At 59.8% G+C, this 19,932-nt stretch carries 20 protein-coding genes; 15 read left to right on the top strand and 5 right to left on the bottom strand.

Annotated elements, in window-relative coordinates; all coding sequences use genetic code 11:
• Positions 1–139: 139 nt before the first annotated feature.
• Both ppnP and AC3IYG_RS13160 read right to left on the bottom strand, forming a co-directional pair.
• The gene (ppnP, locus tag AC3IYG_RS13165) at positions 140–421 is read right to left on the bottom strand and encodes a pyrimidine/purine nucleoside phosphorylase (RefSeq protein WP_489309049.1); all 282 of its coding nucleotides are present in this window, start codon (positions 419–421) and stop codon (positions 140–142) included.
• Positions 422–549: 128 nt separating this feature from the next.
• Positions 550–1,092, bottom strand: a complete 543-nt coding sequence (locus AC3IYG_RS13160; protein ID WP_489309047.1) for a 3'-5' exonuclease — start codon at positions 1,090–1,092, stop codon at positions 550–552.
• Between the two features lie 96 nt (positions 1,093–1,188).
• Here AC3IYG_RS13160 and AC3IYG_RS13155 point away from each other — a divergent pair, with 96 nt between their 5' ends.
• Positions 1,189–2,052 carry an NAD(P)-dependent oxidoreductase gene (locus AC3IYG_RS13155; protein WP_489309045.1) on the top strand — a complete coding sequence of 288 codons (864 nt, stop codon included), beginning with the start codon at positions 1,189–1,191 and terminating at the stop codon, positions 2,050–2,052.
• Between the two features lie 27 nt (positions 2,053–2,079).
• Here AC3IYG_RS13155 and AC3IYG_RS13150 read toward each other — a convergent pair whose 3' ends face one another.
• Complete coding sequence (locus tag AC3IYG_RS13150; RefSeq protein WP_489309043.1) at positions 2,080–2,421, bottom strand: DMT family protein; 342 nt, start codon at positions 2,419–2,421, stop codon at positions 2,080–2,082.
• A gap of 277 nt (positions 2,422–2,698) precedes the next feature.
• Here AC3IYG_RS13150 and AC3IYG_RS13145 point away from each other — a divergent pair, with 277 nt between their 5' ends.
• On the top strand, positions 2,699–2,980 hold the full coding sequence (locus AC3IYG_RS13145; RefSeq protein ID WP_489309041.1) for a YkgJ family cysteine cluster protein: 282 nt from the start codon (positions 2,699–2,701) through the stop codon (positions 2,978–2,980).
• A gap of 26 nt (positions 2,981–3,006) precedes the next feature.
• Positions 3,007–3,615 (top strand): START domain-containing protein, encoded by a 609-nt coding sequence (locus tag AC3IYG_RS13140; protein WP_489309039.1) that lies wholly within the window; start codon positions 3,007–3,009, stop codon positions 3,613–3,615.
• Between the two features lie 77 nt (positions 3,616–3,692).
• Here the strand turns inward: AC3IYG_RS13140 and gltA are convergent, their stop codons facing one another.
• Positions 3,693–4,982 (bottom strand): citrate synthase, encoded by a 1,290-nt coding sequence (gene gltA, locus AC3IYG_RS13135; protein ID WP_489309037.1) that lies wholly within the window; start codon positions 4,980–4,982, stop codon positions 3,693–3,695.
• A 351-nt stretch (positions 4,983–5,333) separates the two neighbouring features.
• Here gltA and sdhC point away from each other — a divergent pair, with 351 nt between their 5' ends.
• The 12 genes from sdhC to AC3IYG_RS13075 all read left to right on the top strand — a co-directional run bounded on the left by sdhC (position 5,334) and on the right by AC3IYG_RS13075 (position 19,524).
• Entirely contained in the window at positions 5,334–5,720 is a 387-nt protein-coding gene (gene sdhC, locus AC3IYG_RS13130) for a succinate dehydrogenase, cytochrome b556 subunit (RefSeq protein WP_489309035.1), read from the top strand.
• Complete coding sequence (gene sdhD / locus AC3IYG_RS13125) at positions 5,714–6,082, top strand: succinate dehydrogenase, hydrophobic membrane anchor protein (RefSeq protein ID WP_489309033.1); 369 nt, start codon at positions 5,714–5,716, stop codon at positions 6,080–6,082. The genes sdhC and sdhD overlap by 7 nt, the downstream gene beginning before the upstream one ends.
• 3 nt (positions 6,083–6,085) lie before the next feature.
• Entirely contained in the window at positions 6,086–7,858 is a 1,773-nt protein-coding gene (gene sdhA / locus AC3IYG_RS13120) for a succinate dehydrogenase flavoprotein subunit (RefSeq protein WP_489309031.1), read from the top strand.
• Positions 7,859–7,884: 26 nt separating this feature from the next.
• Positions 7,885–8,589: a succinate dehydrogenase iron-sulfur subunit gene (locus AC3IYG_RS13115; protein WP_489313909.1), complete on the top strand. Its 705-nt coding sequence runs from the start codon at positions 7,885–7,887 to the stop codon at positions 8,587–8,589.
• A 249-nt stretch (positions 8,590–8,838) separates the two neighbouring features.
• Positions 8,839–11,673, top strand: a complete 2,835-nt coding sequence (locus AC3IYG_RS13110; RefSeq protein WP_489309029.1) for a 2-oxoglutarate dehydrogenase E1 component — start codon at positions 8,839–8,841, stop codon at positions 11,671–11,673.
• Between the two features lie 79 nt (positions 11,674–11,752).
• Positions 11,753–12,985: a 2-oxoglutarate dehydrogenase complex dihydrolipoyllysine-residue succinyltransferase gene (odhB, locus tag AC3IYG_RS13105; protein ID WP_489309027.1), complete on the top strand. Its 1,233-nt coding sequence runs from the start codon at positions 11,753–11,755 to the stop codon at positions 12,983–12,985.
• A 65-nt stretch (positions 12,986–13,050) separates the two neighbouring features.
• Positions 13,051–14,487 (top strand): dihydrolipoyl dehydrogenase, encoded by a 1,437-nt coding sequence (lpdA, locus tag AC3IYG_RS13100; protein ID WP_489309025.1) that lies wholly within the window; start codon positions 13,051–13,053, stop codon positions 14,485–14,487.
• A gap of 162 nt (positions 14,488–14,649) precedes the next feature.
• Entirely contained in the window at positions 14,650–15,816 is a 1,167-nt protein-coding gene (gene sucC, locus AC3IYG_RS13095; RefSeq protein ID WP_489309023.1) for an ADP-forming succinate--CoA ligase subunit beta, read from the top strand.
• Positions 15,816–16,697, top strand: coding sequence for a succinate--CoA ligase subunit alpha (sucD, locus tag AC3IYG_RS13090; protein ID WP_489309021.1), 882 nt, complete (start codon positions 15,816–15,818; stop codon positions 16,695–16,697). Before sucC ends, sucD begins: the two co-directional genes overlap by 1 nt.
• Before the next feature lie 294 nt (positions 16,698–16,991).
• A complete protein-coding gene (gene brnQ / locus AC3IYG_RS13085) occupies positions 16,992–18,305 on the top strand; it encodes a branched-chain amino acid transport system II carrier protein (RefSeq protein ID WP_489309019.1) in 1,314 nt (437 codons plus the stop codon).
• Between the two features lie 98 nt (positions 18,306–18,403).
• Positions 18,404–19,138, top strand: a complete 735-nt coding sequence (locus tag AC3IYG_RS13080; protein ID WP_489309017.1) for a DUF599 domain-containing protein — start codon at positions 18,404–18,406, stop codon at positions 19,136–19,138.
• A complete protein-coding gene (locus AC3IYG_RS13075; RefSeq protein WP_489309015.1) occupies positions 19,135–19,524 on the top strand; it encodes an MAPEG family protein in 390 nt (129 codons plus the stop codon). Before AC3IYG_RS13080 ends, AC3IYG_RS13075 begins: the two co-directional genes overlap by 4 nt.
• A gap of 53 nt (positions 19,525–19,577) precedes the next feature.
• On the opposite strand, the gene AC3IYG_RS13070 is transcribed toward AC3IYG_RS13075, so the two are convergent.
• The gene (locus AC3IYG_RS13070; protein ID WP_489309013.1) at positions 19,578–19,793 is read right to left on the bottom strand and encodes a hypothetical protein; all 216 of its coding nucleotides are present in this window, start codon (positions 19,791–19,793) and stop codon (positions 19,578–19,580) included.
• Positions 19,794–19,932 lie beyond the last annotated feature (139 nt).

Here is a 19,932-nt window from a genome sequence, read left to right as displayed (position 1 = left end):
AAGGCAGGCTGCCGCGGTGCAGAGGGTCAGTTGGTTGAGCGTGATGGGTGGCGGCGGCAAGCGCCAGATACAGTTGCCGGCTAAAATCGCTCGCGAAAAAAAACCGGCCAGGGCGGCCGGTTCTTCAGGCGCCCCCGACTCAGCGATATTCGCAGAGGTAGGCGGTGTCGACGGCGACTTTCAGCTGGAATTTGCTGTTGGCCGGTACCGTGAATTTGTTGCCGGCGGCGAAGGTTTCCCAGCTGTCGCTGCCCGGCAGCTTGACGGTCAGGGCGCCCGCGATGACGTGCATCACTTCCAGTTGGCTGGTGCCGAATTCGTATTCGCCTACGGCCATTACGCCGATGGTGGCCGGGCCGTCTGCCATGCCGAAGGCGATGGATTTGACGGTGCCGTCGAAGTACTCGTTAACCTTGAACATGTGGAATTCCTCGAGAGGGCTAAAAAAGGTCGATCAGTATGCCCAAGGCATTTCGGTGCGTCACCCGCTTTGCACGGTTGTAGAGCCCTCGCGTGCTCGGTTCAGGCAGGCAGGGCATGGACAGGGACTCAGACGGGAAGCACCAGTGGCAGCAACCGCGCGGTGTTGCGCGCATCTTCCAGGGCTCGGTGCTGTTGGCCGTTGAACTGCAGGCCCGCCAGTTGCAGGGCGGTGTTGAGGCTCACGGGACGTTGCAGTTGGCGCGCTTCGGCGAAGCGTTGCTTGAGGTTCAGGTGCGGCAGCGCAGCCAGGCGGCTGTCGAGCTGTTGTCGGTGCCAGTCCTGTTCCAGTTGGCGGCGGTCATACTCGCCCCAACTGACCCAGCCGACCAGGCGCGGATGATGCGCGGCCAGCCAGCGCTCGAACAGCGGCCAGACTGTCGCCAGCGGTGCGGCCGCATCCACGCTGGCTTGGCTGATATGCGTCAGCTCGCGGCAGAAGGTGGTCAGGTAGGGCCGGCGCAAGGGGCGGACGAAGCGCTGGAAGTGATCCAGTTCGCGGCCGTCGCTGGCAACCAGGCTGGCGCCGATCTCGATGATTTCCATCTCGGCTATTGGCCAGCCACCTTCTTCCGTGGTGGCTTCCAGGTCGATCACTAACCAATATTGCATAGCGCCTCCATTGTGCTGTCGGCAGTATGGAAGGGCTTCTTCGAGTCGGCAAACTGCATGCTAGGCTCTGCTTGAGTCGAATGATGGAGGTGAGTTATGGCTACAGTGGCATTTATCGGCTTGGGCACCATGGGTTTTCACATGGCCGGACACTTGGCATGCGAGGGGCATCAGGTCTGTGTCTATAACCGTTCGCCGGCCAAGGTGGAACTCTGGTGCGACGAGTTTGCCGGCGACAGTGCCGCCACCCCGCGCGAAGCCGCGCAGGACGCGGAGCTGGTATTCACCTGCGTCGGCAATGACGACGACTTGCGCAGCGTACTGCTGGGCGCCGACGGTGCTTTTGCCGGCATGGCCGCTGGCAGCATCGTGGTCGATCACACCACGGCCTCCGCCAGTATCGCCCGTGAACTGGGGTTGCTGGCCGCAGAGCGCGAACTGGGCTTTCTCGACGCGCCGATGTCGGGCGGCCAGGCGGGGGCCGAGAACGGCATGCTGACGGTGATGGTCGGTGGTGATCAGGCCTTTTACGACCGCGCCGCGCCGGTGATCGAGAGTTACGCGAAGATGGTCAAGCGCATGGGCCCGATCGGCAGTGGGCAACTGACCAAAATGGTCAATCAGATCTGTGTCGGTGGGCTGCTGCAAGGTTTGGCCGAAGCGCTGCATTTCGCCCAGCACGCCGGCCTGGATGCGCACAGCGCGATGGAAGTGATCAGTCAGGGCGCGGCGCAGTCCTGGCAGTTGGAAAACCGCCATCAGACCATGCTGGAGGGCAAGTTCGACTTCGGCTTCGCGGTGGACTGGATGCGCAAGGATTTCGCCATCGTCCTCGAAGAGGCCGGTCGTAACGGTGCGCAATTGCCGGTTACCGCGCTGGTCGATCAGTTCTATGCCGAGGTGCAGGCCATGGGCGGTGGCCGCTGGGATACCTCGAGTCTGATTGCGCGGCTGAAATGAGCGGCGCTGCCGGCGGCCGGCGCAGCTTCAGGTGCGAAAGGTGAAGTACACCGCGCCGAGCAGGCACAGGCCGGCCCACAGGTAGTCGAGTTTCAGCGGTTGCTGCATATAGAACAGGCTGAAGGGGACGAAGATCGCCAGGGTGATGACTTCCTGCATGATTTTCAGCTGCCCCACGGACAGTTCGGTGTAGCCGATGCGGTTGGCTGGCACCATGATCAGGTACTCGAACAGCGCGATGCCCCAACTGACCAGCGCGGCGATGATCCACGGCTTGCTGTTCAGCGTCTTCAGGTGGCCATACCAGGCAAAGGTCATGAACACGTTGGAGAGGGCGAGCAGGGAAGCGGTTTGTAGCCAGACCGGCATGACGTGATTCCTCGATGAGTGGCGCGCCAGCCTAAAACGAGGCCCTGTCGGCGACAAGTGGGGGGGCGGGGTGGCTGTTCATCCAGCAATTGGCGGTGGCAGGGCCGTGTTGGGCGCCGAGTTGCAGGTGCGCAGTGCGCCGGGGCAGGGTGCGCGTTTTTGCCTGAGGTTGCCGCTGGCCTGAATGCTTGTCGGGGTTTATCCCAATTCAACGAGCCGCCGAGTAAAATCGACACCTTGTGAGGCCTGGGCCTGTTCTCGAGAGGTAATGTTGGTCATGAACTGTCGTGCAGGCTGTGGTGCCTGCTGTATCGCTCCCTCCATCAGTTCACCGATTCCCGGTATGCCGCAGGGCAAGGCGGCAGGGGAACGTTGTCTGCACCTGTCGGTCGATAACCTGTGTGATTTATTCGGCAAGCCCGCGCGGCCGACGGTCTGCACGACTTTTTCGGCTGATCGAGAGGTCTGCGGCGCTAGCCGCGAGGAGGCGATCCGCCTGTTGGGTTGGCTGGAGCAGGCGACGGCGGTGGGTTTCGAGTACCCGCTTGGCTTGAGCTGAGCGGGATCATCAGCAAGGAGTGAATGATGGGTTTGCGACATCGAATGGCGCTGCTCTGCGGTTTGAGCCTGGTGATGGGCGCGGCCGCGCAGGCTGAAGACTGGAAGTTGGCCAAGGATGAAGATGGCATCAAGGTCTACCTCAGCGAGGTGCCGGGCTCCCAATACAAGGCGTACCGGGGGGTTGCCACCATCAAGGCCGATATGGCGACCCTGCGTGGCTTGCAGGAAGATGTCAGCGGTTCCTGCGCCTGGATTCATGAGTGTCGCGAGCAGAAGTTGCTCAAGTATGACGGCGTGAACAGCTGGACTTACACCCGTTTCAATACCCCTTGGCCGGTGACCCCGCGTGATTCGGTGTTGCATGTGACCACCAAAGAAGATGCGGACGGCAGTGTCATCCGCATTCTTGAGGGGGTGGCGGACTATGTGCCGCCAGAGAAGGGCTATGTGCGCGTGACCAAGATCGAAGGCCTGTGGAAGCTGACCCCCAAAGGCGCCGGGCAGATTGAAGTCGTTTATCAAGTGCAAACCGAGCCCGGTGGCAGCGTGCCGTCGTGGCTGGCGAACAGTTTTGTCGTGGACGCGCCGTACAACACCCTGCACGACCTGCGTGAGCTGGCCGAGAAGCGCTAGACGATTATTGTGTGTGGCGCGAATGAAAAAAGGCTGCCCAAGGGCAGCCTTTTTCGCTAGCTCTGCACGTGCAAGGTTTATTTGCGCTCGTGCAGCGGCGCGATGTCGCGCTGCGGATAGCCGGTGTACAGCTGGCGTGGACGGCCAATCTTGTACGGGCTGGAGAGCATTTCTTTCCAGTGCGAGATCCAGCCGACAGTCCGCGCCAGGGCGAAGATTACGGTGAACATGCTGGTTGGAATGCCGATGGCCTTCAGGATGATGCCCGAATAGAAATCGACGTTCGGGTACAGCGAGCGCTCGATGAAGTACGGATCGGTCAGGGCGATCTCTTCGAGACGCATGGCCAGTTCCAACTGCGGATCGTTCTTGATGCCCAGCTCTTTCAGCACTTCGTCGCAGGTCTGTTTCATCACGGTGGCGCGCGGGTCGCGGTTCTTGTAAACGCGGTGACCGAAGCCCATCAGCTTGAACGGATCGTTCTTGTCCTTGGCCTTGGCGATGAATGCGTCGATGTTCGAGACATCGCCGATTTCATCGAGCATGCTCAGCACGGCTTCGTTGGCACCGCCGTGGGCAGGGCCCCAGAGTGCGGCGATACCGGCAGCGATACAGGCGAACGGGTTGGCGCCCGAGGAGCCCGCCAGGCGTACGGTCGAAGTCGATGCGTTCTGCTCATGGTCGGCATGCAGGATGAAGATCTTGTCCATGGCCTTGGCCAACACCGGGCTGATCGGTTTGATCTCGCACGGAGTGTTGAACATCATGTGCAGGAAGTTCTCTGCATAGGTCAGGTCGTTGCGCGGATACATCATCGGCTGACCCATGGAGTACTTGTACACCATGGCGGCGAGGGTCGGCATCTTGGCGATCAGGCGAATCGCCGAGATTTCGCGATGCTGCGGGTTCTTGATGTCCAGCGAGTCGTGGTAGAAGGCCGAAAGGGCGCCAACTACACCGCACATCACCGCCATCGGGTGGGCATCACGACGGAAACCGTTGAAGAAGCTCTTCAGTTGTTCATGAACCATGGTGTGGTTCTTGACGGTGCTGACGAACTTGGCTTTCTCCTCGACGGTTGGCAATTCGCCATTGAGGAGCAGATAGCAGGTTTCCAGGTAGTCGGATTGCTCGGCAAGTTGCTCGATCGGGTAGCCCCGGTGCAGCAGAATGCCGTTGTCACCATCGATATAGGTGATCTTCGACTCGCAAGAGGCGGTCGACATAAAGCCAGGATCAAAAGTGAAGTGGCCCGTGGCGGTTAAGCCCCGTACGTCTACTACATCGGGACCAACGGTGCCGGATAAAACGGGCAGCTCGACGGGGGCTGCGCCCTCGATGATTAACTGCGCTTTTTTGTCAGCCATGTGTGGCCTCCTATTTATGCTTGAAATCACCAGACTGCCCCCCACGCAGGGCCCGCAACACTATAGAGAGATAAATCCTAAAGTCAATTTGCGTGAACCCAGATGGTAGAAGGGTTGCAGGGCGGTTTTTTTCCGAAATTCGCCGCTATTTACGCCTTTTATATAAGGTGCGCAATGCGCTTTTAGGGTAAGGCCTTTGCGTTGTCATTAGCGACCTAACTGTCTATACTCTGCGTCCGACCGCCAGGGGCTTTAAAGCCCGTATTCTGGAGGTTGTCACTCCCTGGGTGGTGGGTACCTGACCAGTACACTTCCCGACAACTTTGCCCTGATTGTTAGGGGCCCTTCAGTGTGAAAAAAGCCGTGAATAGCCAAAGACCTGTAAACCTAGACTTAAGGACGATCAAACTCCCAGTCACTGCTTACACGTCCATCCTGCACCGGATTTCCGGCGTCATCCTCTTTCTGGGTCTCGGCGTGCTGCTTTTCGCACTCGACAAGTCCCTGGTGTCCGAGGAAGGCTTCGAGCAGGTGAAAGCGTGTCTGGCCAGCCCTCTGGCCAAATTTGTGATCTGGGGCCTGCTGTCCGCATTGCTGTATCACTTGGTGGCCGGTGTGCGCCATCTGATCATGGATGCGGGTATCGGTGAGACGCTGGAAGGCGGCAAGCTGGGCTCGCAAATCGTTCTCGCCATTTCGGTGGTGTTGATCGTGCTGGCGGGAGTGTGGATATGGTAACCAACGTCACGAACTTTTCGCGTTCGGGCCTCTACGACTGGATGGCACAGCGCGTTTCTGCGGTTGTTCTCGCGGCTTATTTCCTTTTCCTCATTGGATACCTCGTTGTTCACCCGGGTCTGGACTACAGCGTCTGGCATGGTTTGTTCTCGCAGAACTGGATGCGCATTGCCAGTCTTCTGGCCCTGGTTGCCCTTGGCGTTCACGCCTGGGTCGGTATGTGGACGATCTCCACCGACTACCTGACCCCGATGGCGTTGGGCAAGTGGGCGACCGTTGTGCGTTTTCTGTTCCAGGCAGCGTGTGGCATCGCCATGTTCGCGTTCTTCGTCTGGGGTGTGCAGATTCTTTGGGGTATCTGATTCATGGCTAACATTAGTACGCTTTCCTTCGACGCCATCATTGTTGGTGGTGGCGGTGCCGGCATGCGCGCCGCGCTGCAGCTGGCCCAGGGCGGTCACAAGACTGCCGTGGTGACCAAGGTTTTCCCGACCCGCTCGCACACCGTATCCGCCCAGGGTGGCATCACTTGCGCCATCGCTTCGGCCGACCCGAACGATGACTGGCGCTGGCACATGTACGATACCGTCAAGGGTTCCGACTACATCGGCGACCAGGACGCTATCGAATACATGTGTTCCGTAGGTCCGGAAGCCGTGTTCGAGCTGGAACACATGGGCCTGCCGTTTTCCCGTACCGAGCAGGGTCGCATCTACCAGCGTCCGTTCGGCGGTCAGTCGAAAGACTTCGGCAAGGGTGGCCAGGCTGCACGTACTTGCGCCGCGGCCGACCGTACCGGTCACGCGCTGCTGCACACCCTGTACCAGGCCAACCTGAAGGCCAATACCGTATTCCTCAACGAGTGGTATGCGGTCGATCTGGTCAAGAACCAGGACGGCGTCATTGTTGGCATCATCGCCATCTGCATCGAAACCGGCGAAACCTCCTTCATCCGCTCCAAGGCCACAGTGCTGGCTACCGGTGGTGCAGGGCGTATCTACTCCTCGACGACCAATGCCCTGATCAACACCGGCGACGGCGTGGGCATGGCCCTGCGTGCTGGCGTGCCGGTGCAGGACATCGAAATGTGGCAGTTCCACCCGACCGGCATCGCCGGCGCCGGGGTACTGGTCACCGAAGGTTGCCGTGGTGAAGGCGGTTACCTGATCAACAAGCACGGCGAGCGTTTCATGGAGCGCTATGCGCCGAACGCCAAAGACCTGGCCGGCCGCGACGTGGTTGCGCGCTCCATGGTCAAAGAGATCATCGCCGGCAACGGTTGTGGTCCGGATGGCGATCACGTGATGCTCAAGCTCGACCACCTTGGCGAGGAAGTGCTGCACAGCCGCCTGCCAGGTATCTGCGAGCTGTCGAAGACCTTCGCTCACGTCGATCCGGTCACCGATCCGGTTCCAGTCGTGCCAACCTGCCACTATATGATGGGTGGCGTCGCCACCAACATTCATGGCCAGGCGATCACGCAGGACGCCAACGGCAACGATGCGATCATTCCGGGCCTGTTCGCCGTCGGTGAAGTGGCTTGCGTCTCGGTTCACGGCGCCAACCGTCTGGGCGGCAACTCGCTGCTCGACCTGGTGGTGTTCGGTCGTGCGGCCGGTATCCACCTGGAAAAAACCCTGAAGGAAGGCGTCGAGTACCGCAACGCCAGCGAAACCGATATCGACGTAGCCTTGTCTCGTCTGAACGGCCTGAACGAGCGCAAGACCGGCGAAGACGTGGCGCCGCTGCGTAAAGAGCTGCAAAGCTGCATGCAGAACTACTTCGGTGTATTCCGTACCGGTGAATACATGCAGAAGGGCATTGCCCAGCTTGCCGACCTGCGCCAGCGCATCGCCACCGTCAAGATCGCTGACAAGAGCCAGGCGTTCAACACCGCGCGTATCGAAGCCCTGGAATTGCAGAACCTGCTCGAAGTGGCCGAAGCCACCGCGATTGCAGCCGAGGTTCGTAAAGAATCCCGTGGTGCCCATGCTCGTGAAGACTTCGAAGACCGCGATGACGAAAACTGGCTCTGCCACTCCCTGTACTTCCCAGGCGAGAAGCGTGTGAGCAAGCGTGCCGTCAACTTCGCGCCGAAGACCGTTCCGGCGTTCGAACCCATGATTCGTACTTACTAAGGGTGGCCGATATGTCCCAAGCCAAACTGTTGCAAGTAAGCGTATATCGCTACAACCCGGATCAAGATGCTGCTCCGTTCATGCAGGACTTCCAGGTCAATACCGATGGTAAAGACATCATGGTCCTGGACGTGCTGGCGCTGATCAAAGAGCAGGACGAAGGTTTCTCTTACCGTCGCTCCTGCCGTGAAGGCGTTTGCGGTTCCGACGGCATGAACATCAATGGCAAGAACGCCCTGGCCTGCGTCACACCGTTGTCGGCGGTGGTGAAAGGCAACAAGCTGATCGTTCGTCCATTGCCAGGTCTTCCGGTAATCCGTGACCTGGTTGTCGATATGAGCATCTTCTACAAGCAGTACGAGAAGGTTAAGCCCTTCCTGCTCAATAACACGCCTGCCCCGGCCATTGAGCGCCTGCAATCGCCGGAAGAACGCGAGAAGCTGGATGGTTTGTACGAGTGCATTCTGTGCGCCTGCTGCTCGACTTCCTGCCCATCCTTCTGGTGGAACCCGGACAAGTTCCTCGGTCCAGCCGCTCTGCTGCAAGCCTATCGCTTCCTGGCAGACAGCCGTGATACCCAGACGGAAGAGCGTCTGGCTGCGTTGGATGATCCGTTCAGCGTATTCCGCTGCCGCGGCATCATGAACTGCGTGAGCGTCTGCCCCAAGGGTCTCAACCCGACGAAGGCGATCGGTCACGTGCGCAGCATGTTGCTGCAAAGCGGTATCTGATTTGTAACCTGCTTTACGGTAATACCTGCGGCGCTGGAATCGATTTCGGCGCCGTAGCTTTAAGTCGAGTCGCAGCTCACAAAGCCGCGGTTCTTATTTGAAAAATTTGACGACCAGCAGGGGCATCCGGGCTGGTGCCCGGACTATCTGCGGGATCCGAAGTGGCTTTACCGAAGTCGCTGCCATAGGACTTTAAAAGCCCATGCGGTTTCCACGCCGGTGGTGTCCCCTTACCGAGGGTGACCAAGCATGCAAGAAAGCGTGATGCAGCGCATGTGGGACAGTGCCCACCTATCCGGTGGTAACGCTGCCTATGTGGAAGAGCTCTACGAGCTCTACCTGCACGATCCCAACGCTGTGCCAGAAGAGTGGCGCACCTACTTCCAGAAGCTGCCCGCTGACGGCAACGTTGCGAACGACGTTTCCCATTCCACGGTCCGCGATCACTTCGTATTGCTGGCGAAAAACCAGCGACGCGCTCAACCGGTGTCCGCCGGCAGCGTGAGCAGCGAGCACGAGAAGAAGCAGGTCGAAGTCTTGCGACTGATTCAGGCTTATCGGATGCGTGGCCATCAGGCTGCTCAGCTCGATCCGCTGGGTCTGTGGCGGCGTCCGGCACCGGCTGATTTGGCGATCAATCATTACGGCCTGACTGATGCCGATCTCGACACGACCTTCCGCACCGGTGAGCTGTACATCGGTAAAGAGGAAGCGACTCTACGCGAGATTTACGTGGCGTTGCAGCAGACATATTGCCGCACCATTGGCGCCGAATTCACCCATATCGTCGATTCCGAACAGCGCAAGTGGTTCCAGCAGCGGCTGGAAAGCGTGCGTGGTCGTCCGACCGTGTCGGCCGACGTTCAGAGCCATCTGCTTGAGCGTCTGACCGCTGCAGAAGGTCTGGAAAAATACTTGGGCACCAAATACCCGGGCACCAAGCGTTTCGGTCTGGAAGGTGGCGAGAGCCTGATCCCGTTGCTGGACGAGCTGATTCAGCGCTCGGGCTCCTACGGCACCAAGGAAATCGTTATCGGCATGGCCCACCGTGGCCGTCTGAACGTACTGGTCAACACCTTCGGCAAGAACCCGCGCGAGCTGTTCGACGAGTTCGAAGGCAAGAAGAAACTGGTTGAGCTGGGCTCCGGTGACGTCAAGTATCACCAGGGTTTCTCTTCCAACGTGATGACCGCCGGCGGCGAAGTTCACCTGGCGATGGCGTTCAACCCGTCCCACCTGGAAATCGTATCGCCAGTGGTCGAAGGGTCGGTGCGCGCTCGTCAGGATCGCCGCAACGACAGCGCCGGAGACAAGGTGCTGCCGGTTTCCCTGCACGGTGACGCGGCTTTCGCCGGTCAGGGTGTGGTCATGGAAACCTTCCAGATGTCGCAGACCCGTGGCTTCAAGACGGGCGGCACGATCCACATCGTGATCAACAACCAGGTCGGCTTCACCATCAGCAACCCGGAAGATTCGCGCTCCACCGAGTACTGCACCGACGTTGCCAAGATGATTCAGGCGCCGATCCTGCACGTGAACGGCGATGACCCGGAAGCGGTGCTGTTCGTCACCCAGTTGGCCATCGACTACCGCATGCAGTTCAAGCGTGACGTGGTGATCGACCTGGTTTGCTACCGTCGTCGCGGCCACAACGAAGCCGACGAACCGAATGGCACCCAGCCGCTGATGTACCAGCAGATCGCCAAGCAGCGCACCACCCGTGAGCTGTATGCCGATGTGCTGATCAAGACCAGCAGCCTCGATACCGAACGCGTACAGGCGAAGATCGACGACTACCGCAATGCGCTGGATAACGGCCTGCATGTGGTCAAGAGTCTGGTCAAGGAGCCGAACAAAGAGCTGTTCGTCGATTGGCGTCCCTACCTGGGCCACACCTGGACCGCTCGTCACGACACGCGTTTCGATCTCAAGACCCTGCAGGAACTGTCCAGCAAGCTGTTGGAAACGCCCGATGGTTTCGTGGTGCAGCGCCAGGTCTCGAAGATTCTCGAAGACCGTCAGAAAATGAGCGCCGGCGGCCAGCCGATCAACTGGGGTTTCGCTGAAACCATGGCCTACGCCACCCTGTTGTTCGAAGGCCACCCGATCCGTCTCACCGGCCAGGACGTCGGCCGTGGCACCTTCTCGCACCGTCATGCGGTGTTGCACAACCAGAAGGATGCCGGCACCTACCTGCCGCTGCAGCACCTGTACGAAGGGCAGCCGCGTTTCGATCTGTACGACTCGCTGTTGTCGGAAGAAGCGGTATTGGCTTTCGAGTACGGCTACTCCACCACCAAGCCCGATGCCTTGGTGATCTGGGAAGCCCAGTTCGGCGACTTCGCCAACGGCGCCCAAGTGGTAATCGACCAATTCATCACCAGTGGCGAGCACAAGTGGGGCCGTCTCTGCGGTCTGACCATGCTCTTGCCGCACGGTTATGAAGGGCAGGGGCCTGAGCACTCCTCGGCGCGTCTGGAGCGTTACCTGCAGTTGTGCGCCGAGCACAACATCCAGGTCTGCGTGCCGACGACTCCGGCGCAGGTGTACCACATGCTCCGTCGCCAGGTGATCCGCCCGCTGCGTAAGCCTTTGGTCGCATTGACGCCGAAGTCCCTGTTGCGGCACAAGTTGGCCATCTCGACCTTGGAAGATCTGGCTGAAGGCTCGTTCCAGACCGTGATCCCGGAGATCGATGCACTCGATCCGAAGAAGGTCACCCGGTTGGTGCTGTGCAGCGGCAAGGTCTACTACGACTTGCTGGAAAAGCGCCGCGCCGAAGGCCGCGAAGATATCGCCATCGTGCGTATCGAGCAGCTGTATCCGTTCCCTGAAGAGGATCTGGCCGAGGTTCTGGCGCCGTACAAGAACCTCAAAGACATCGTCTGGTGTCAGGAAGAGCCGATGAACCAGGGCGCCTGGTATTGCAGCCAGCACCACATGCGACGTGTCACCACGGCGCACAAGAAAGGCCTGTTCCTCGAGTACGCCGGCCGTGATGGCTCCGCTGCCCCGGCCTGCGGTTACGCATCGATGCACGCCGAGCAGCAGGAAAAACTGCTGCAGGACGCCTTTACTGTTTAACGCCTTCATATAAGAGGTGGCCGCACTGCGCAGTCGCAGCCACCTCGTAGAAGAAACCGAATTTAAGGACCCGTACATAATGGCTATCGAGATCAAAGCCCCTACTTTCCCGGAATCGGTTGCCGACGGCACCGTTGCAACCTGGCACAAGAAGCCGGGCGACGCAGTCAAGCGTGACGACCTGATCGTCGACATCGAAACTGACAAAGTCGTCCTGGAAGTTCTGGCTACCGCCGACGGTGTTCTGGGCAGCATCGTCAAGAACGAAGGTGACACCGTTCTTTCCGATGAATTGCTGGGCACTATCGAAGCAGGCGGCGCCGTTGCCGCTCCAGCCGCTGCGGCTGCACCTGCCTCGGCACCTGCGGCACAAGCAGCTGCTCCGGCCGCTGCCGCCGAAGACCTGATCCTGTCGCCGGCCGCGCGCAAACTGGCGGAAGAAAATGGCATCGACGTCAACCGCATCGCCGCCAGTGGCAAGGGCGGCCGGGTGACCAAGGAAGACGTGGTCGCGGCCATCGAAGCGAAGAAATCCGCCCCGGCAGCTCCGGCGCCGGTGGCCAAGCCGGCTGCTCCGGCTGCCGCCGCCCCGGTCTTCGCGGCCGGTGATCGGGTCGAGAAGCGCGTACCGATGACCCGTCTGCGTACCAAGGTCGCCGAGCGTCTGGTGGAAGCGCAATCGTCCATGGCGATGCTGACCACCTTCAACGAAATCAACATGAAGCCGGTCATGGACCTGCGTTCGAAGTACAAGGATCTGTTCGAGAAGACCCATAACGGCGTGCGCCTGGGCTTCATGTCCTTCTTCGTTAAAGCCGCGACCGAAGCGCTCAAGCGCTACCCGGGCGTGAATGCCTCCATCGACGGCGGCGACATCGTGTATCACGGCTATGCCGACATCGGTGTGGCGGTGTCCAGCGATCGTGGCCTGGTGGTGCCGGTTCTGCGTAATGCCGAACTGATGAACCTGGCTGAAATCGAAGGCACTATCGCCGCCTACGGCAAGAAAGCCAAAGACGGCAAGCTGACCATCGAAGACATGACTGGCGGCACCTTCACCATCTCCAACGGGGGTGTGTTCGGTTCGCTGCTGTCGACGCCGATCGTCAACCCGCCGCAAACCGCGATCCTGGGCATGCACAAGATCCAGGAGCGGCCGATGGCGGTGAATGGCCAGGTAGTGATTCTGCCGATGATGTACCTGGCGCTGTCCTATGACCACCGTCTGATCGACGGCAAGGAAGCGGTAACCTTCCTGGTCACCATCAAGGATCTGCTGGAAGATCCGGCGCGCCTGCTGCTGGATATCTGATCCGTTGTCTGATCACGGCGGTCCCCACAAGGGGCCGTCCGGTTTCATCCGAAAAGGAATGAGTTATGACCCAGAAATTCGACGTGGTAGTGATTGGTGCTGGCCCAGGGGGCTATGTGGCCGCTATCAAAGCCGCTCAACTTGGTCTGAAGACCGCCTGTATCGAGAAGTATCAGGACAAAGAGGGCAAGATCGCCCTCGGCGGTACCTGCCTGAACGTCGGTTGCATTCCGTCCAAGGCGCTGCTCGACAGCTCCTACAAGTACCATGAGGCCCATTCTGGTTTCGCGATCCACGGCATCGAAGCCAAGGGCGTGACGATCGACGTGCCGGCCATGGTCGCGCGCAAGAACGGCATCGTGAGGAACCTGACTGGCGGCGTCGCCACCCTGTTCAAAGCGAACGGCGTGACCCTGCTGGAAGGCCACGGCAAGCTGCTGGCGAACAAGCACGTCGAAGTCACGGCCGGCGACGGCACCACCCAAGTGATCGAAGCGACCAGCGTGATTCTCGCCTCCGGCTCCAAGCCGGTCGACATTCCGCCGGCTCCGGTCAACCAGGACACCATCGTCGACTCCACGGGCGCTCTGGATTTCCAGGCAGTACCGAAGAAGTTGGGCGTGATTGGTGCCGGCGTCATCGGCCTGGAACTGGGTTCGGTGTGGGCACGTCTGGGCGCCGAAGTGACCGTGCTCGAGGCGCTGGACAAGTTCCTGCCGGCCGCCGACGACCAGGTCGCCAAGGAAGCGCTGAAGATTCTGACCAAGCAGGGTCTGAACATTCGTCTGGGCGCCCGCGTGACCGGTTCGGAAGTGAAGAAGAAGCAAGTTACCGTCAACTTCACCGATTCCGATGGCGAGCAGACGCTGACCTTCGACAAACTGATCGTTTCGGTCGGCCGTCGCCCGGTGACCACCGATCTGCTGGCCGCCGACAGCGGTGTGAATCTGGACGAGCGTGGCTTCATCTACGTCAACGACCAGTGCGAAACCAGCGTTCCAGGTGTCTACGCCATCGGTGACGTGGTGCGTGGCGCGATGCTGGCACACAAAGCCTCGGAAGAGGGCGTCATGGTTGCCGAGCGCATCGCTGGCCACAAAGCCCAGATGAACTACGACCTGATCCCGTCCGTGATCTACACCCACCCGGAAATCGCATGGGTGGGTAAGACCGAACAGGTACTCAAGGCTGAAGGCGTTGCAGTCAACGTCGGCACCTTCCCGTTTGCCGCCAGTGGTCGTGCCATGGCTGCGAATGACACCGCAGGTTTCGTCAAGGTCATCGCCGATGCCAAGACTGACCGCGTTTTGGGTGTGCACGTAATCGGCCCAGCCGCGGCTGAGCTGGTTCAACAGGGTGCAATCGGTATGGAATTCGGCACCAGTGCCGAAGACTTGGGAATGATGGTGTTCTCCCACCCGACCATGTCCGAAGCACTGCATGAAGCGGCCTTGGCCGTGAATGGCCAGGCCATTCACATCGCCAACCGCAAGAAGCGTTAATAGCGACAACAAGAACCACGCCGAGCCGCCCGTCGTGAGTCTTCCTCGGAAGCCTCACCGCGGAACGCCCGGCGGACTGTTCCATAGAGAACAGTCACAGGTGGCGCGGCACCCAATACGCAGCGCCGAATGCGCAATACCTAACGAAGACGGTAGATAAGCATGAATCTTCACGAGTATCAGGGTAAGCAACTGTTCGCTGAGTACGGCCTGCCCGTATCCAAAGGCTTCGCAGTGAACACCCCAGAAGCGGCTGCAGAAGCCTGCGACAAAATCGGTGGTACCGAGTGGGTCGTTAAAGCCCAGGTCCACGCGGGTGGTCGCGGTAAAGCCGGTGGTGTGAAACTGGTTCGCAGCAAAGAAGAAGCCAAAGCCTTTGCTCAGCAGTGGCTCGGTAAGCGTCTGGTGACCTACCAGACTGACGCCAATGGCCAGCCGGTCAACCAGATCCTGGTTGAGTCCTGCACCGATATTGCCAAAGAGCTGTATCTGGGCGCGGTAGTCGACCGTTCGAGCCGTCGTATCGTGTTCATGGCTTCCACCGAAGGTGGCGTGGACATCGAGAAGATCGCTCACGATACCCCTGAGAAAATTCTCAAAGCCACGATCGACCCGCTGGTCGGCGCTCAGCCGTTCCAGGGCCGCGAACTGGCCTTCCAACTGGGCCTGCAAGGCGACCAGGTCAAGCAGTTCACCCACATCTTCGTGGGCCTGGCCAAACTGTTCCAGGACTACGACCTGGCACTGCTGGAAGTGAACCCGCTGGTAATCAAGGCTGACGGCAACCTGCACTGCCTCGATGCCAAGATCAACATCGACAGCAACGCCATGTATCGCCAGCCGAAACTGCGCGCCATGCACGACCCGTCGCAAGATGACCCGCGCGAAGCCCATGCTGCCAAGTTCGAACTGAACTACGTCGCACTGGAAGGCAACATCGGTTGCATGGTCAACGGCGCTGGCCTGGCCATGGGCACCATGGACATCGTCAATCTGCACGGTGGCAAGCCGGCCAACTTCCTCGATGTCGGTGGCGGCGCGACCAAAGAGCGCGTAACCGAAGCGTTCAAGATCATCCTCTCCGATACCAACGTAGCGGCCGTTCTGGTGAACATCTTCGGCGGCATCGTTCGTTGCGACATGATTGCCGAAGGCATCATCGGTGCAGTGAAAGAAGTCGGCGTGAAAATCCCGGTGGTTGTGCGCCTTGAAGGCAACAACGCTGAGCTGGGCGCCAAAGTACTGGCTGAAAGTGGCTTGAACATCATCGCGGCAACCAGCCTGACCGACGCTGCTCAGCAAGTCGTCAAAGCTGCGGAGGGCAAGTAATGAGCGTCCTGATCAATAAAGACACCAAAGTAATCTGCCAGGGTATTACCGGTTCGCAAGGTAGTTTCCACACCCAGCAAGCCATCGAGTACGGCACCAAGATGGTTGGCGGCGTGACTCCGGGCAAAGGCGGCACCACTCACCTGGACCTGCCTGTTTTCAACACCGTGAAAGACGCGGTAGCAGCCACTGGCGCTACCGCCAGCGTGATCTACGTTCCGGCTCCGTTCTGCAAGGATTCCATCCTTGAAGCGGCACTCGGCGGTATCAAGCTGATCGTCTGCATCACTGAAGGCATCGCGACCATCGATATGCTGGAAGCCAAGGTCAAGTGCGACGAGCTGGGCGTAGTCCTGATCGGCCCGAACTGCCCAGGCGTGATCACTCCGGGCGAATGCAAGATCGGCATCATGCCCGGTCACATTCACTTGCCAGGCAAAGTCGGCATCGTGTCGCGCTCCGGCACCCTGACTTACGAAGCCGTGAAGCAGACCACTGACGCCGGTTTCGGTCAGTCCACCTGCGTCGGCATCGGTGGCGACCCGATCCCGGGCTCCAACTTCATCGACATCCTGAAGCTGTTCCAGGAAGACCCGAAGACCGAGGCGATCGTGATGATCGGCGAGATCGGCGGTTCGGCTGAAGAAGAAGCGGCTGCTTATATCAAGGCTCACGTGACCAAGCCGGTGGTGTCCTACATCGCGGGTGTGACTGCTCCTCCGGGCAAGCGCATGGGCCACGCTGGCGCCATCATCTCTGGTGGTAAAGGCACCGCTGACGAGAAGTTCGCAGCGCTGCAGGACGCCGGTGTGAAAACCGTGCGTTCCCTGGCTGACATCGGTAAGGCTCTGGCCGAACTGACTGGCTGGGCCGTCAAGTAAGCTGCGGCTGACTGGCAAGCGTAAAACAGAGGCCACCTTCGGGTGGCCTCTGTGCTTTGTGGGCGGCTGCGAATCTGTCATGGATGCGACACGCCGTTCCGTGCAGCGGACAGTCCGACCTGCGTTCATGCTTGGCTGAGACGAATTCGTTAGGCTAGCAACTATTTATCCTGTTCGGCCCCCACAAGGGGTACGGCGCGTTGGTGGTCTGTCCTATCCGGACAGGCAGCGTTTCCCTCGAACACTCAGGGAAACCCCCGCATATCCCGATTTAGCAATGTGGTGTTTCCCTCCATGAAAGTGTTGAAAGGCCAGGACATTCTGGCACTTGGTTTTATGACGTTTGCCCTGTTTGTCGGGGCTGGCAACATCATCTTCCCGCCCATCGTTGGTTTGCAGTCCGGCCCGCACCTGTGGATGGCGGCGCTGGGCTTTCTGGTTACCGCCGTCGGTCTGCCGGTGATCACCATCGTCGCCCTGGCCAAGGTCGGCGGTGCGATGGATGAGCTCAGCAGTCCCATCGGCCGAGTGGCCAGCGGCATATTGGCTGCGGTCTGTTACCTCGCGGTCGGGCCGTTGTTCGCGACCCCGCGTACCGCAACGGTGTCCTTTGAGGTCGGTTTGGCGCCGTTGACCGGCAACAGCCCGCTGGCACTTTTCGCCTATAGCTTGGTGTATTTCCTTATCGTGTTCTGGGTCTCGCTGTATCCCGGGCGCTTGCTGGATACGGTAGGGCGGTTTCTTGCGCCGCTGAAAATCATTGCCCTGGCCATGCTCGGTATCGCGGCCTTCGCTTTGCCCGCAGGCAGCATCGGTACGCCGGAGCCGGCCTATGTGGCGGCGCCATTCTCCCAAGGCTTTATCAATGGCTACCTGACCATGGATACCTTGGGGGCGCTGGTGTTCGGCATCGTCATCGTCAATGCGATCCGTTCCCGCGGGGTGGAGTCGCCACGCCTGATCACTCGCTATGCGGTGATCGCCGGCCTGATCGCCGGGTTGGGGCTGGCGCTGGTGTACATCAGTCTGTTCCGCCTGGGCGCCAGCAGCCATGCCATCGCCGCTGGCGCAACCAACGGCGCGGAGGTGCTGCACGCCTATGTGCAGCACACCTTCGGCTCACTCGGCAGTGTGTTCCTTGCTGCGCTGATCTCGCTGGCCTGCCTGGTGACGGCGGTCGGCTTGACCTGTGCGTGTGCCGAATACTTCAGTGGCGTCTTGCCGCTGTCTTATCGCACCTTGGTCGTGCTCTTGGCGGGTTTCTCGCTGCTGGTGTCGAATCTCGGTTTGACGCTGTTGATCCAGGTTTCAGTGCCGGTGCTGACGGCGATCTATCCGCCGTGCATCGCCTTGGTGGCGCTGAGTTTCTGCCGCGATTTCTGGCACGCCGCCAGCCGCGTCATCGCCCCGGTGATGCTGGTTGCGTTGCTGTTCGGCATTATCGATGGGCTCAAGGCCGCCGGCTTGCAGCAGTGGATGCCCGAGTGGCTGGCGCACCTGCCGTTGGCCGAACAAGGTCTGGCCTGGTTGGTGCCGGCACTGTTCACCCTGGTGCTGGCCACGGCGCTCGACCGCGTATTGGGCGAGCGTGGTGAAGTGTTGGCGTAAGCCTGGCGTTGTGGAAAAGGCCATCCCCGGATGGCCTTTTATTGGCCTGGAGGAAGATGGGGCTGGGTATAATCGCGGCGCCTTTACAAGGAGTTTGCATGTTCATCAGCGAGAACTACCTAGCGCATTTGTTTGCCGTCCTCTGGTTCATCATTTGCTGGGGCGGCTACACCCGCTACGCCATTTGGAAGGGGCGCGATACGCCGTGCCTGGCCAGCGTGATGCACCTTTATCGTGAAGACTGGATGCGCCGCCTGTTGCTGCGCGACAACCGCATCGCCGATGCCAGCGTGATCGGCAATCTTGAGCGCAACGCTTCGTTCTTCGCCTCCAGCACCCTGATCATCCTGGCCGGTATTCTCACGGTGCTGGGCTCGTCTGATCGCGCGGTGTCGTTGTTGGCGGACTTGCCCCTGGTCTCGCCGGTCAGCCGTGGGGTTTCGGAGATCAAACTGCTGTGTCTGGCGGTGGTGTTCGTTTATGCGTTCTTCACGTTCAGTTGGTGCATGCGCCAGTACAACTTTGCCGCGGTGCTGGTCGGCTCCGCGCCGATGATAGGTGAACGGCATGTCAGCGAGGCCGAGCGCAAGGCGTTCGCCGAGCGGGCCGCGCGGGTGATCTCGATGGCCGCCAACCAGTTCAACCTGGGACTGCGGGCTTATTATTTCGGCATGGCGACCCTGGCCTGGTTCATCAATCCCTGGTTCTTCATGCTGGTCACCACGGGCGTGGTGCTGGTTTTGTATCGTCGCGAGTTTCATTCCGATGTGTTGGAAGTGATGGTTTACACTCCAACCCCGGACGTTGAACCGATCAAGGAGAAGAACGAATGAGTCTGCCGTTTTGGTGTGTGTTTATCAGTGCCGTCCTGACCTTTGCGTCCAAGATCCCGGTCGCGAAAGAAATGAACAAGGCGGGGGGCTACGACAATCACCATCCGCGCGCTCAGCAGGCCCGCTTGACGGGTTTCGGCGCTCGCGCCCTGGCGGCGCATCAGAACAGCTTCGAGGCGTTCATGCTGTTTGCCGCCGCGGTGCTGATGGCTCACGGCACGCAGACCTTCGGGGTGTTTGTCGATACGCTGGCAGTGATCTTCGTGATTGCCCGGGTGCTTTACCTGGGCCTGTACTGGGCCGATCTGCATTGGCAGCGCAGCCTGGTCTGGGTCGTCGGCTTGGTCTGTACGCTGTTGATCATGCTGAGCCCGGCACTGCGCTGACGTGCAGAAACAACAAGGCCCGCATCTGCGGGCCTTGTTGTTTGAGAGCGGTGTTACTGGCTGTCAGTCGCTTCTTTGACGTCTTCTTTCACTTCTTCGGCTTTCTGCTCAATGGCTTCGCCGGTTTGCTTGGCAGCATCACCCGCCGATTCCATCGCTTCGGAGGCCGACTCCTTGGCGGACTCGAGCTTGTTTTCCGGGGTCTTTTCACAGGCCGCCATTGCTAGGGTGGCAGCAAGTAGCAATGCGTAAGTAATTGGTTTCTGCATAGTCAGCTCTCCTTGTGTGGCTTTCTCACGTGATGAGTTTTCTCATCGTTGCGAGTTTGAGTATGAGGCGTTGTTCTAAGTTCCCTGAAAAAGGGCCAAAAGTGCTGTATTTCAGGCTTTTTTGGCTTACAGGAAGGGT

Source organism: Pseudomonas sp. KH_027 (assembly GCF_057838565.1).
Note: the sequence above shows the minus strand (reverse complement) of the source record. Positions and strands in the feature narration are given on the sequence as shown.